General features: G+C 39.1%; 14 protein-coding genes. 2 read left to right on the forward strand and 12 right to left on the reverse strand.

Annotated elements, in window-relative coordinates; genetic code table 11:
* Positions 1-30 precede the first annotated feature (30 nt).
* The 3 genes from GVJ38_RS00860 to GVJ38_RS00870 form a co-directional block, all read right to left on the reverse strand.
* Positions 31-765: a LytR/AlgR family response regulator transcription factor gene (locus tag GVJ38_RS00860; RefSeq protein WP_159721271.1), complete on the reverse strand. Its 735-nt coding sequence runs from the start codon at positions 763-765 to the stop codon at positions 31-33.
* Positions 765-2,060, reverse strand: a complete 1,296-nt coding sequence (locus GVJ38_RS00865) for a sensor histidine kinase (protein WP_159721272.1) — start codon at positions 2,058-2,060, stop codon at positions 765-767. Before GVJ38_RS00865 ends, GVJ38_RS00860 begins: the two co-directional genes overlap by 1 nt.
* A 376-nt stretch (positions 2,061-2,436) precedes the next feature.
* On the reverse strand, positions 2,437-2,865 hold the full coding sequence (locus GVJ38_RS00870; RefSeq protein WP_159721273.1) for a universal stress protein: 429 nt from the start codon (positions 2,863-2,865) through the stop codon (positions 2,437-2,439).
* A 155-nt stretch (positions 2,866-3,020) separates the two neighbouring features.
* Between GVJ38_RS00870 and hemH the strand changes: the two genes are divergently transcribed.
* Positions 3,021-3,962: a ferrochelatase gene (gene hemH / locus GVJ38_RS00875; protein WP_159721274.1), complete on the forward strand. Its 942-nt coding sequence runs from the start codon at positions 3,021-3,023 to the stop codon at positions 3,960-3,962.
* 83 nt (positions 3,963-4,045) lie between these two features.
* On the opposite strand, the gene GVJ38_RS00880 is transcribed toward hemH, so the two are convergent.
* On the reverse strand, positions 4,046-4,543 hold the full coding sequence (locus GVJ38_RS00880) for a S26 family signal peptidase (protein WP_159721275.1): 498 nt from the start codon (positions 4,541-4,543) through the stop codon (positions 4,046-4,048).
* 189 nt (positions 4,544-4,732) lie between these two features.
* Between GVJ38_RS00880 and GVJ38_RS00885 the strand changes: the two genes are divergently transcribed.
* A complete protein-coding gene (locus GVJ38_RS00885; protein WP_159721276.1) occupies positions 4,733-6,358 on the forward strand; it encodes an MFS transporter in 1,626 nt (541 codons plus the stop codon).
* A 104-nt stretch (positions 6,359-6,462) separates the two neighbouring features.
* On the opposite strand, the gene GVJ38_RS00890 is transcribed toward GVJ38_RS00885, so the two are convergent.
* From GVJ38_RS00890 to GVJ38_RS00925, 8 genes are all read right to left on the reverse strand, one after another.
* Complete coding sequence (locus tag GVJ38_RS00890) at positions 6,463-7,470, reverse strand: lipoate--protein ligase (RefSeq protein ID WP_159721277.1); 1,008 nt, start codon at positions 7,468-7,470, stop codon at positions 6,463-6,465.
* Positions 7,471-7,487: 17 nt separating this feature from the next.
* The gene (locus GVJ38_RS00895) at positions 7,488-8,225 is read right to left on the reverse strand and encodes an MBL fold metallo-hydrolase (protein WP_159721278.1); all 738 of its coding nucleotides are present in this window, start codon (positions 8,223-8,225) and stop codon (positions 7,488-7,490) included.
* Between the two features lie 19 nt (positions 8,226-8,244).
* Complete coding sequence (locus GVJ38_RS00900; protein WP_159721279.1) at positions 8,245-9,024, reverse strand: DUF975 family protein; 780 nt, start codon at positions 9,022-9,024, stop codon at positions 8,245-8,247.
* A gap of 293 nt (positions 9,025-9,317) precedes the next feature.
* The gene (gene dltD / locus GVJ38_RS00905; protein WP_159721280.1) at positions 9,318-10,583 is read right to left on the reverse strand and encodes a D-alanyl-lipoteichoic acid biosynthesis protein DltD; all 1,266 of its coding nucleotides are present in this window, start codon (positions 10,581-10,583) and stop codon (positions 9,318-9,320) included.
* Positions 10,583-10,816, reverse strand: a complete 234-nt coding sequence (gene dltC / locus GVJ38_RS00910; RefSeq protein WP_159721281.1) for a D-alanine--poly(phosphoribitol) ligase subunit DltC — start codon at positions 10,814-10,816, stop codon at positions 10,583-10,585. Before dltC ends, dltD begins: the two co-directional genes overlap by 1 nt.
* A 21-nt stretch (positions 10,817-10,837) precedes the next feature.
* Entirely contained in the window at positions 10,838-12,049 is a 1,212-nt protein-coding gene (dltB, locus tag GVJ38_RS00915; protein WP_159721282.1) for a D-alanyl-lipoteichoic acid biosynthesis protein DltB, read from the reverse strand.
* The gene (gene dltA / locus GVJ38_RS00920) at positions 12,046-13,566 is read right to left on the reverse strand and encodes a D-alanine--poly(phosphoribitol) ligase subunit DltA (protein ID WP_159721283.1); all 1,521 of its coding nucleotides are present in this window, start codon (positions 13,564-13,566) and stop codon (positions 12,046-12,048) included. Before dltA ends, dltB begins: the two co-directional genes overlap by 4 nt.
* 11 nt (positions 13,567-13,577) lie before the next feature.
* Complete coding sequence (locus tag GVJ38_RS00925) at positions 13,578-13,727, reverse strand: teichoic acid D-Ala incorporation-associated protein DltX (protein ID WP_159721284.1); 150 nt, start codon at positions 13,725-13,727, stop codon at positions 13,578-13,580.
* Positions 13,728-13,748: the final 21 nt, after the last annotated feature.

Genomic DNA, 13,748 nt, shown 5'->3' on the forward strand with positions numbered 1-13,748 from the left:
GATAACATGAGTTGCTTTTATTCTGTACAATTACAATATTTTCCTTAAAACTGATAAGTACCGCATAGATACAATACATTGTTCACTATTTTCAAAATAAAGTAACCGCTTCGCTGAATCAAAACTTACAATATTCTCCACATTTGCAACAAATGAACGATGACAGCGAATAAAATGTCCATTCATTGTTTCTATTTCACTTAGTTTACCAAAAAATTCTAGCTGACTATTTTTCAAATGTACAGAGACCTTGTGAGAATAGTTCAAGGAAGATTCAAAAAACAAAATTTCCTTAACTTGAACTTTTCTATATAACCCATTAATACGAATCTTTATACTTTCGTTTCTACGAAATCCACTGTGAAAAAAACGATTTTGTGCCATATCAATACATTTTCTGATATCATCATACATTTTATTAACATCATCTTTTAAAATGTAGCCCATTGCTTCAATCATATATTTGAAAACTAGACATTGTGCTTCCTCATGAGTTGTTACAAAAACAATTTTGGCATCAGAATCAATGTTTTTGATTTCTTCAGCTAATTTGATACCATCAATCTCAGATTTTAAATCCACATCTAAAAAGAACAGACTATCTTCTTGTAAAGTGTCTTGCTTTAAAAAATTGAGAATCGAAAAGGGATTTTGGGTTGCCAACTCTATTTTTATTTCACTATCAATAAAAATCAAATATTGAGAAATAGAATTTTTTAATTGGTTCAATATATTGATTTCATCCTCACAAATAAATATTCTCACTAGATCGCGCCTCCTTGGATATGTATTATCTGAGTAAATATACCATTTTCATTTTTTGTTTCTAATGTACTATTGGGAGTTCTCGAAATCATTTGTTGAAGATTACTCAAGCCAAAGCCTCGATTTCCCCCCTTTGTAGAGACTCCTTCTTTCTTTAAATGATATACCGGTTGAGATAATATAGCAGTGGAGTTTTCCACAATCACGTTTATTACTGTTCCACCAACATTAAAAATACCAATCTTAATCCAACTATTCTCAATAACTTCAGTCGCTTCAATAGCATTATCAAGAATTATACCAAGACATCGAACAAGGGTGATTGAGTTCATCCAGAAGTGATCAATCTCTTTAGGAACCTCAATAGTAACTTCAATATTTTTTCCTTGCGCTTGAAGAACTTTACTTAAAATTAACCCTTTGACTTCACGAACATTTACATTGGATAGTTTCGAAAGCTTGAGAGTATTTTGCTCCAACCCGTACATGGCAGGTACTAGATTATCATCATAAAATTTTTTCAAGCCATTAAAATCTTCGTTGGCAAAATAATCCTGCATAGCAAGAAGTATATTTTGGTAATCATGCTTAAAACGCCGAATTTCTTTGTTAGTTATTTCCAAGTTTTTTACGTATTCCTGAAAATACTCTTGTTCCTTTTCTTTCTGCCTTTGTTCTATATGTTTTTTTTCAGAAAAAGCAGCCAGACCAGAAGAAACAAAAAAAGCGATTCCATAAAGAGTAATGAAGAAAAGGTTTGTATGACCAAAAGAGGTTGTTGCACCAAAAATCTTCTCATACACAACAACAGAAAGAGTACTTAAAACTGCTATAACTGATAAACCAGCGATAAGCCAAACTCGCGTATCTGTATTACTATAAACTATAAATTGCTTAACTAGAGGCTTAATTAAAAGGATAATAATCATATATAACAAAAGTATGAACAGAAACACTTTCACTGAAGAATCACTTAAATCTAAATATTCTACAAAATAGCCAACAAAATAGTTAGTAAGTATATACGTGAAAACTACAAAAGAAGTAACAAAAGCAGAAGTAACAACTCTTTTAGTCAGTAGTACAGTGCATATAAACATACCTATCCAAAAAATTCCTGAGGAAAATACATTTATCCATGAATACATACAGACACATAATAATGAAAATAAAACTATCCAACACTGGTATTTTTTTCTTAACCATATTGATAGAAGATAGCCATTGGCGCTTGCAATCAATACGTATTCACTAAAAATAAAAAAAAGATGATGCTCATTAATTATACGAAACATTTTCTTTCCCCTTTCATAACTTACTTATTAAACAATCAGATAATCAACATTAATATTATCACAGTCTATAGCAAACCATTTAAATGAATTAAAAGTTATCATTTAATGATACTAAACTACCATTCATAGATATCGTCTGATTACTAAAAGCAAACTAGTGCCCAAGTATCCGAAATCATCACTACACCTATTGTCCAACAATACAACAAGCACTATAAAAATTTTATCATCAAAATCTCTACTATAAAGTATCTCGATTTGTACGGGTAAGTACAATCATCATTTATTTAATTATAGCGCTTACTAAAAAAAGAATAATAGATTAGAAGGATAGACAAACGATTGTTAATCTTACCCTCTAATCTATTACCCTTTTTTATTTGATAATCATCACGTTACACGGTGCATAATTTACGACATAAGCAGCGGTCGAACCGACTAACATCCGTTCAATCGCCCCTTTTCCAGTAGCGCCCATTACAATTAGGTCAATCGCGTATTGTTTTGGTAAGCCATTGGCAAGTTCTTTTTTGGGATTACCATCTTTGACGATAAACTCAGCTTTAGCGTAATCGATCGTCTGCCGTTTCTGATTGAACGCTTCTTTTGCGATCCGACTTTCTTCGGCCATGATCTGAGTCATCGGTGTCGCACTATGCACGAGCATTCGTAAGTCGTCAATAACTTGAACGACAAATAATTCCGCGTCATTGCGCTTAGCGATCTCCACCGCTTCAGCCAGTGCCTTATCTGCTTGCTTTGAGCCATCCACCGCGACTAAGATCCGTTTATATTTTGCTAACATCAAATCCCCTCCTCGTTTCAATTGTAAACGAATTCATAAGTGATTTGGCGGAATTATTTTTACCGTAGATTTAATTTTTGAAGCTGAGTACGAATAGCTTGATCCCGCTGAACATTTTTTTGATATAATAAATAAAACGATTGAAGGACAAGTAAATGAAGAAAAAAGGAATCTTACTCATCAATTTAGGAACTCCAGCGGCACCTGAGAAAAAAGCTGTTAAGCAGTACTTAGCACGATTTTTAAGCGATCGACGCGTGATCAAAACACCGCGCTTTTTATGGTTGCCGCTTCTCCACGGCATCATCTTGAACACACGACCGAAAAAATCAGCACGCCTCTATCAAAAAATTTGGCAAGCAGATGGCTCACCCCTTTTGATCTATGCTGAAAACCAGCGGCAACTACTACAAGAAAGATTACCCGACACAACCGTCGCGCTGGCGATGTCTTACAGCCAACCACTGATCAAAAACGCACTGGCACATTTAATCGAACAAGGCATCAACGAGCTGACGGTGATCCCGATGTATCCTCAATACTCTGGGACGACTGTCGGTTCAGTTTTCGATGATGTGATGGGCTTTTTCCGCGGCCAAGATACGATCATTGACTTACGTTTTATTCGTTCGTTTTATGACCACCCACGCTACATCGCGTATTACGTTGAAAAAATCAAACAAGCGTTGACCCAACACGATGTTGACGCCATTGTTTTTTCGTATCACGGCATACCCGCTGACTATGTCACAGCTGGTGATACTTATCCGACTGAATGTGCTGCCACGACTCGCTTGATCACCAGTCAATTGCCGGAGATTCCCCATTTTCAAAGCTTCCAATCAAAGTTTGGTCCGGGTAAGTGGTTGACACCCGCCACGATAGAGTTGATGCAGCAGTTACCTAATCAAGGCTACCAAAAAATTTTGGTCGTCGCGCCTGGCTTTATCGCAGATTGTTTAGAAACAGTCGAGGAATTGGAACAAGAAAATAAAAATCATTTTTTAGCTAATGGCGGTCAGCAATTTATTTACGTTCCGCCCTTTAATGCTGATCCTGAACTGGCCATGATCTTTGCTGAGCTAGCTCAAAATTAATATTTATCATGGCTAAGATAAGTTGTTTCACCTTAAATTCAAGTCCAACAAAAAAAGCTGATCCAGCATCGGATCAGCTTTTTTCATTCGTATACATGGCGGTATTGTTTTTGTGAAAAAATCGTCAGCCCAGTCAAAATGACCGCTAAAATCAGTAAACTGACTTTAACTAAGTTCATCAAGGAAGGCTGTTCTACCACACCCAACCATGGGATCGCAAACAGCGGCTGACCGATCAAATTACGCGAATGGACTAAGCCCATCTCGGTCGAAGAGACATTATCTCCTTTGACATAAAAACCATCCAGCTTCAGATCAACATCCACGACCCGCCTTGTTTTAACGATTTGACTTTGATTTTCATAATAAGTGATCGAATCTCCGGCATGCACCTCTTTAGTCGGCGTCTCCCGGACAAATACTAGCGAGTTTTTTTTGTATTGCGGCGCCATTTGATTATCTCCGATCACATACGGTGTGACATTTAAAATCCGCGGAACAACGATTAAAACAAGAGCTACTAAAAAGAGTCCCACGATGATTACCCCATACAAAACAGTTATTTTTTCTCGATTCTTCATGGCATCACATCCCTAACAATTTCTTGAAAATGCTTACTCTTATGATAACATATTAACAAAACAATGAAACTAATTCGTTATGATTTAATCTTTACAAAAAGATTACATTTTAAAATCTATGTGATTTATGTTAATATTATGTATGTTTCTGCAAAATTAATTAATTAAATCGAGGTGATGAAATTATCCATGAAGTTATTTATTGAAAAACAAGCGAAAAAGATCAAAGTTCTTTATCCGGATTCAAAAAGAAAGAAACTAATTATAATAATAGTTATTTTATTTATTCTCTCGTTTGCTAGTATGCCCCTTTTTCAAGCCCTGCATCAACCGCAAGTCAAAGCATTAGACAAAAATTGGGAGTTTACGATCGTCAATCGCTCAGATTTTTTCATTACCGGAAAAACAAATCAACGTATTCGAAAGCTAGAAAAAAACCAAGAGCTGATGATGAGCCAACCGTTGAAAGAAACATTTCAAAATCCAGTGGTGATTTTAAGGACGAATCATCAATGGACTTCTGTCTATTTAGATCGTAAACTACTTTATAGCTCAGAACATGCACACTCGCCGGGAATTTTATTGACTTCCATTACACTACCTAAAAATTATCAAGGCAAAAAAATTCGGATCGTGACTAAAACGCCGTTCAAACATTATATCGGTATCCCAGCTCAAGTTTTTTTAGGTGAAGCTAAAGATGTCAATCAATATTTTATTCTCAACTCACTGCCGCAAATTTTTATCGCCGTGATCAGCGTACTGTTTGCACTGCTGACTCTTGTTCCAGTAGTTTGGCTAAAAGAACACAAACGCGTAAAACTATCGCTATTGCTATCCGCATTTGCTTTACTGATCGGCCTCCAATCATTTATCAGCAGTATCGCTTTGGGAACTTTTCTCTCTCCACAAACACTATCGCTTTTAGAATGTTTGACGACGCTGTTGATCCCGATTTGTTTGACTTCTTACTACTTGCTACGAACGCAACATTATCGGAAATATTATCTGCTAGGGGTAGCCGCCCAGGTCAGTCTATTGCTGTTTGCTTTAGGAGCTGCCGCTACCAAGCAGATCCCACTACCGGAAAGCTTATCTCTTGTAATGGGACTCAACGTGCTGATGACTCTTTATACTGCACTGATCGTGTTAGGCGAGTCGTTCACCAACAATCACTTTTTTGTCATTTGTTCACCGGGGATCGTGATTGCTGCGATCATCCATTGCTTTTTTTACATCCAGTTGTTTATCGGAGCCGCTAATTTAACGATCGACTGGCCGCTGTTGCTTTTCACGGGCTTGCTGCTTTTGATTTTTGGTTATCACTTTTCCGAAACTCTGACGCAGTTGAAAAAACAATTTCACACGCACCAAAACCAGCAATTAGCAACGCTTTGTCAAACGCAAAAGGAAGCTGTTTTACTGGAACAATTCAAACGTTTAGCTACTGATCCACAAAATGGCACGCTGCTGACACTCTTATTTGATTATTATCAAACTCAAAATGAAAATTTTACCTTTCAAACTGTTTTGTTAGACGAAAAACAAACGATCCCGGAGCGCTACTTATTATTTTTGATCCATTTATTAGAAGAAAAATCGTTGAGCTCCACTCCTTGTGCGTGTTCGTTGCGCCAAGTCCAACAACATTTAGTAATTGAATGGCAAAGTTATCAGTCGGTAGATTTTGAACAGCAGATTTTTCCAGCTACGACGCTACCGCTAAAAAATCGAATCGAACAACTCGCTGGTCATTACCATGAGCACACCTCAGCTAGCAGCCAACAACTGCAGATCAAATTTTCATTAGATTGATTGGAGTAGCTGTCGTTGTTTTTAGAAGTCACGCCTTGAATCTAATCAAAAAAATAATAGAGGGTAAACCCAACCGTCGCAGTTGGGTTTACCCTCTATTTTGATTAGTAGATCAAATCTAAAAATTCAGTTTTGGTGATCTTGCCAAAATAATGCTCTAAATCGATCGTTTCGATCACTTGTTCTAAAGCAGCTTTTTCATATTTTGTTCCGATCAATTTTTCTTCGACATCATGGATCTCACCTAAACCGAAAAAGTCTCCGAAAATCTTCGCGTCTTTGATCACATTCCCTACAACTTCCAACCGAACTTCAATCGAGCCAATCGGAAAGCGGTGACGCCGTTCCAAGTTGAATTTTGGTGAGCGACCATAGTTCCAATCCCAGTTACGATAATATTCAGCTGAGATTTGATCGATTTTTTTCCAATCATCATCCGTCAAATGATATTGTTTGATCTGATCCAATGAATCAACGCCAAAAATCTCCAGTAAGATCTTGTCACGGAATTCTTCAGTCGTCATGTCTTGCTTATCTTTTGGTAAATACGGCTTGATATTAGTCACGCGTGAACGAATCGATTTGATCCCTTTTGATTCGATCTTGTCTTTGCGAACTTTCAAGGCATTGACGACTTCATTGATGTCACTATCGAACATAATCGTTCCATGAGCAAACATCCGGCCATTTGTTGCGTACATAGCATTGCCGGAAAACTTTTGATCATCGATCACCAAATCATTTCGGCCTTTCAAATGTGCTCCTTTGACGCCCATTTTTTGTAAGGCTTCGACGATCGGCTCAGTAAATTTTTGAAAATCACGGAAAGAATCGCCATCGTCTGGCATGATAAAACTAAATGATAAATTTCCCAAATCATGATACACCGCACCCCCGCCGCTCAAACGACGGACAACATGGATCTGGTGTTCATCCACATATTCTTTATTGATCTCTTCGATCGTATTTTGGTTCCGTCCAATAATGATGGATGGCTCATTGATATAAAAGAGTAGAATCGGTTCATCTAACGGCATATTCTTCAATAAATGGGTCTCGATCGCTAAATTGATCCGAGGGTCACGTTCAGTGTCATTTGGTACATAAATCATTTTCGTATCCTTCTTTCTTAGATCTCAAATTTTTTATGCGGAGCTGCTAAGTCAACTGGGATCGTCCCAGCAGCAGCTTGCGCTTGTTCCCGTAAAACTGCTAGATCACCTTGTTGCGGCAAATGCGTCAGCACTAATTTTTTCACACGAGCAGTTTTTGCAAAACTTCCCGCTTCTTGAGCCGTAAAATGCGCTTTATGATGTTCGTGTCCATTGAATAAATACGTATCCGCTAAAAACAGATCCGCTTCTTTAGCAAATTGATTGAAGCCTTCTAAGTAACCAGAATCACCCGTGAAAACGAACACCGCACCCGTCTTCACTTCCACAAAGCGCATCGCATAACACGGAACTGGGTGGATCGTTTTCATAAAGGTAACTAAAAACGGTCCTAATTTCAACTCTTCTGACTCAAAGTAAGGCCGACCTTCACTGACATTTTCCATTGAAAGATCATTGAAATGAAATTCATCTTCTGTATGGCCATAAATCGGTAAGAGCGGTTTAGGCTCTTCAGTGGGAAAGAGTTGCCAATAATATTGCAACACCCCCAGATCAGCAATGTGATCATGATGATAGTGGCTCAAGATCACCGCATCCAAATCCAACGGGTCTAATTCTTTTTCCAATTCCAGTAGCGTCGAGCTGCCAGCATCCAGTAATAAATTGAAATCATCTGTTTGTAATAAATAGCTCGTAGTCCCTTGTCCAGCATAAGGATAAGCACCTAAACAACCTAAGACAGTCAGTTTCAACGTTGATCCCTCCTAAATATTACAATGCTAATTCGTCCATTTTTTCTTTCAGTGCTTGATCGTAAAACGCAGCATTGGCGACATTCACATATGGGATGACAAAAAGTAACCCAATTACTAACGCTAAGAAACCTAAGATGATCCAGCCAATAAAAGATAGTTGCAGTAAAATAAATTTACCAAAGCGATCTTTGATCAAAAACCAGGCTTTCTTAATACAATCCAAGATCGAAAGTTCTGGAAAATCAAATTTCAGCCAAGCCGCAAAATCAAAGATCCCGGAGACGATCGCCACGACAAAAAAGAAAATGATGATGGAAGCTAACAGCAAGAAGATAAAACCACCGCTGCCTAAAAGATCCAATAATTTACTTCCATTTGAGACGGAAGCCCCACGTCCAACCACTAAACTAAAATACAAGGCAAAGCCACCTTGGATCAACAGTGGAATGAAGACTAACAACCCAATCAGGACTTGAACAACAGTACTAATGATATTCAACAATAAGATCGGCACATAATATTTTTTTTGAAAGATCACGAATAATTGCCCGAGTTCGGCGTGACCGCCACGTAATACATATAATGCGATATAATACAAACTGTACGAAAAAGCAAACAGCACGAAGATCTCCAATAGATTTGAAATCAACGACTGGGCATTTTCATTGGAAACGATGCTGCTGATCTGAGAAACTGCTCCCACTAACAAGACACTTAAAAATAAAATCCCCGCATTGATTCCCCACTGTCCCGACAATCTATCCCGAGCGATTTTTTTGTACTCTCCTACTTTCATAAAACTCCTCCTTGATAAAAAATTTTTAAGACCTTAAATCAAAGTACACGACCAATAACGGCCGACACCTCATTTCCCTAAAGTATACCATTCTCAAAATGAAAATCGTAATAAAAGTGCTGCTTGGCTATGGAAAGTTTCACAAAAATAAGAAATCTAAAAAAAAAATTTCCTAATCTATTCGGGTTCCGCGTTGCACACTCTTCTGCACTTCCAGCTCCAACCGCTTTGCTAACGCTTACAACACTAAAACCACAGAAACCAGTAATGTTTTGACATTACTGGTTCGCTGCTTATTCGACTTGACTCGGGTCCATTTTTTGCCATTCCCGACTCAAGAAATAGCGATCATTCAACTGATACGTGACCGGTTGAGCGGTTTTCTTTTGTAAAAATGGCGCGATTTTTTGATCCGCTTTGAGCCAACCTTTCCAACCCATATGGATCGTGTCCGCCATAAAGTAATTCGTATCTGCTTGGTTAGTAAAATCTGCTACGTGATTAAAGCCTTGTGACTTCAGCTGGTATTTGATCTTTTTGGCAAATTGATCCAGCATCGTTTGCGAGATTCCGGTGTAAGTCGCCCACCGACCATTGACTGGCGGAATGATGAACAAACACTCAGTATGTTCTTTCGCCAATTGGTTCAACGCTAATTGGAAATCAGAAAACTCAGGCGAGTAACGATAATCCCAGCCTTTTTGTGAATCTCTCAATTGATCTAACCGCGGCGCGATCCGGCGTTTATAAAAATTATTTTGAATCGCAAACTCATTCCCACCGGTTTGCTTTTCACCTAATTGAGCGGCTAAGTCATTCAATTCATCTAGATCATATTGCGCGGGTAACTCTTTAGTCGCATGATCAATCTGCTTTTGTCGACTGACCATCCCAATCGTACTAAACAATTGATCTTCTCGATTTAACATATTCAGTTTTAACTGGCTGAACCGTAGATCATTTTTCTGTGGTAAATTGCCAGCTTGGATCGCTTGTAACATACGTTCCAACCGATCATCTTTGCGAACGATCCCATAATGTAACAGCCGTGTCGCTAAATACTGATCGCTGGGCGTTACTTTTTTCAAGTTGACGACCCAGTTGAACGTTTGCTCAGGTGAGTAGTACGCATCGAAATAATCGCGTTTGATCCCTTCTTTAACAAACCATTGAGGCGAGATGATGAACACCGCTTTTTTATTTTTTAAACCGTTCCCCATTGACTGCATCATCATAAACTGGGTCAAGGATTGGGTTCCTGGTGCGCCCATCAAAAATGGTGTGTAGTCCCGATCATATTTTTGAGCTAACACAGATGGGTGAAACGGGCTGATCCGACTAAGCTCAGATGAGCCGAAAAAAGGTACGTATTTTCCAGATTCCATGGCCTCTGCTTTAATGTCATTGCCTCTCAAGACATTCCCTGACATCGAGCTGGCAGCTTTTTGGATCAACGTTTGATTATTCGTGTTGATCTTGATGGGGGAAAAGAACAAGAGTAGCAACAAGACCGCGGCTAAAACGATCGGTCCAAAGATCCCGAAAAGTTTTTTCTTCATTAGCCTTGCAATGCTTTCACTTGCGCGATGATTTTATTTGGCGTGTTCCATTGGTCGCGGTCAAACTCAGAAACTGGAACTTGGACGCCTAGTTGGCCTTCGATCTCAACTAATAATTGAACTGTTGCCAGTGAATCCATCAAGCCTTCTTCAAATAGATCGACATCGGGATTTTCCCGTACTTCATCTGTTCCTGTAATGTCTTCTAAAATATTAAAAATCGTATCTTCCATAATAAATCGCTCCTTTTTTAATTACATATGATGGAAAAATAATTTGTCTAAGAAACCTGAGAAAATCAAAAAGCTGAGACAAACAGCGTGAAAGGTCAAAACAACGGCCAATCCGTGAGTAAATTTATTCGATGGTAATTGCTTCTTGTGTTTTTTCTTAAAGCGCAACCACACATCAGTCAAGCAGATCAACGTGGCATGATAAAGTCCGTAAACGATATAATACCACGTCAGACCGTGCCAAAAGCCCATGATCAAAAACAAGGCGAAGTAGCCGATATTAGAGGCTACGATCCGGCTTTTGAAAACTTTTTTCTTGATCAGCATAAACATCAAACGCATGTAAATATAATCTCGGAACCAAAACGAGAGTGTCATATGCCAACGATTCCAAAATTCTTTGATATTCCATGATAAAAATGGTTTGTTAAAGTTCGGCGGTGTCTCGTACCCCATCAACTTCGAAGTCCCGACCGCAAACAAACTATAACCAGCAAAGTCAAAGAACAAATACATACTGTACACGTACATGTAACCTACTAACGGCCATGAGATCCCGCCACGTTCCATTGCCAAATGATCCACGACTGGCAGTAAGACTTGGCCGAAGTAATAGCCGATAATAAATTTGTACAAAAAGCCTAAGAAGATCTGATGAACACCTTGCCCTAACAACTCGACATATTTCTCTTTAGCAGGTGGCTGATCGAGATCTTTCACAAAGCGACGATACCGATCGATCGGACCAGAAGAGATCGTCGGGAAGAACAGTAAGAACTGGATATACTTGATCGGATCATATTTTTTGATCATCCCATCGCGCATCTCCATAATGATCTGCACCGACTTAAAGGTCAAATAAGAGATCCCTAAAAAGCCAAAGATCGAATTCGTCCCCGCTGCTAAAAACGGTGTGACTTTTACAAAAATCAACGGCAAGATACTTAAAAAGACCGCCAGATAAAAGATCCAATTTTGATTTTTCTGTTGCCGATAATGATGGTAACACCAAACTAATACACTTTGATAGATCACATAGCCGATCAAAGCCAGACCTTGTTTATAATCTACCCCACCAAAGGAGATGTATAAAAAGCCTAACGTGATCAATGCTTGATACCAATTGATCCGTTTGCCTCGCAACACTAAACTAATGATCAGCGGCGCTAATGCAATCAGCAGTAAAATAAAATACTTTGGTGACGCGTAAGGAACCATATGCGGGATAATCATTTAGAATTCACCTCATTTAGAATCCCTTTACGGTCGATCTTACCATTTGCCGTGCGAGGAAGTTGGTCGAGATAGACAAAACGTTGGGGGATCATATAATCCATCACGCTTTGGGCCAGTTCTTCTTTGATCGCTTTAGTCAATTGGAACGTTTTTTCAAATGGATTCTCATTAGCAACGACATAAGCGACTAACTGCTGGACTTTATGATTTTGATATTTGGGAACGACTGCCGCTTGTTTCACGTAAGAAACTTTTTCTAAATGATGATCGATGTCTTCTAATTCGATCCGAAAACCGTGAAGCTTGACTTGAAAATCAATTCGGCCATCATAAAGCAACAAACCATCGGCAGTCATTTTTCCAGCATCCCCCGTTTTATAAGCCGGCTGACCTGCTGATTCAAAGAAAGCTTTTGCTGTCTTCTCAGGATTATGCATATAGCCTTTTGAAACACTCGGTCCTTTGATGATCAGCTCCCCGATCTGATCGGCTGTGACCAGTTGACCTTCAGACAAGATTTGGACCTCAGTGTCCGCTTTGACATACCCAATAGGTACGCGATCGTATTGTGCTAAAACTTCCGGCGTCAATTTGATTTGCGAGATCGCAACCGTCGCTTCAGTTGGCCCGTATGTGTTAAAGATCCCAGCATGAGGGAAACGCTTCAATAATTCAGTCGCTGTTTTATGGGGCAATTCTTCCCCGCAAAATTGAAAGATTTTAAGCGAAGGAACATGTTTTGCATCAAAAGTTGGTTCCATCAAACAAATATCCATGAAAGACGGTGTTGAGACCCAGACTTCGATATCTAGTTTAGGTAAGAACGCAAACAACTTTTTAAAATCATTGATCACGGCTTTTTCCATTGGTACTAGGGTCCCGCCCGTTGTCAGCGCTGGATAAATACTCATCACCGACAAATCAAACGAATACGGTGCTTGAGATAAAAAGCGCATCTTTTCGGTGATCCCAAAATCAGCCAAATCCCAATTCAAAAAGCTCAATAAATTTTTATGACTGATCTGTACACCTTTTGGTACCCCAGTCGTTCCAGAAGTAAAGATGATGTAATAGTTCTCATCTTCTTTCACCGGCGTCAATGGTTTAGCCGCAGCTGTCGTCTTAAAGATCTGAGCTAACTCAGTTGGTGTGAGTACCGGAATTTCCGTGACGATTTTTTCCGGCCAAGGTAACACACTGATGATCAGCGCCGGTTGGGCTACGTTTAAGATCAATTCGATCCGTTCTTGTGGGGTAGTCGATTCAATGGGAATATAGGCGTGTCCAGCTTTGGATGCACCTAAAAAGCTGGCTAGCATCTCAAATTCTAGTTCACCAAAAACTACCACCGGGGCTTTTGGTGCGATCCGATCGGTCAAATGATAAGCTAAGTGATCGGAATATTGCTTTAACTCCGCATACGTGAATGCGGCCGTCTCTGATTGATACGCCAATTGATCGGGGGCTTTTTGCGCCCACGCATCAATTGTAGTCATGACATCGTTCATCTGCATGTCGCTTCCTCCTAAAACTCATTATAAATAAAGTTGCCGCCTTGGATACTCTTATAATGGTACAAATAAATCAAGACGAGTAAGATGCCGAAGTAAAGAATCGTTTTACCGGCAAACGTCAACCAATAGCGGGTATTGGGCCGCTTAAAAAACTCGCGCATCATGATTTCCTCCTAAATAAC

The sequence above is a fragment of the Enterococcus sp. CSURQ0835 genome (assembly GCF_902706605.1).
Lineage (GTDB): Bacteria > Bacillota > Bacilli > Lactobacillales > Enterococcaceae > Enterococcus_A.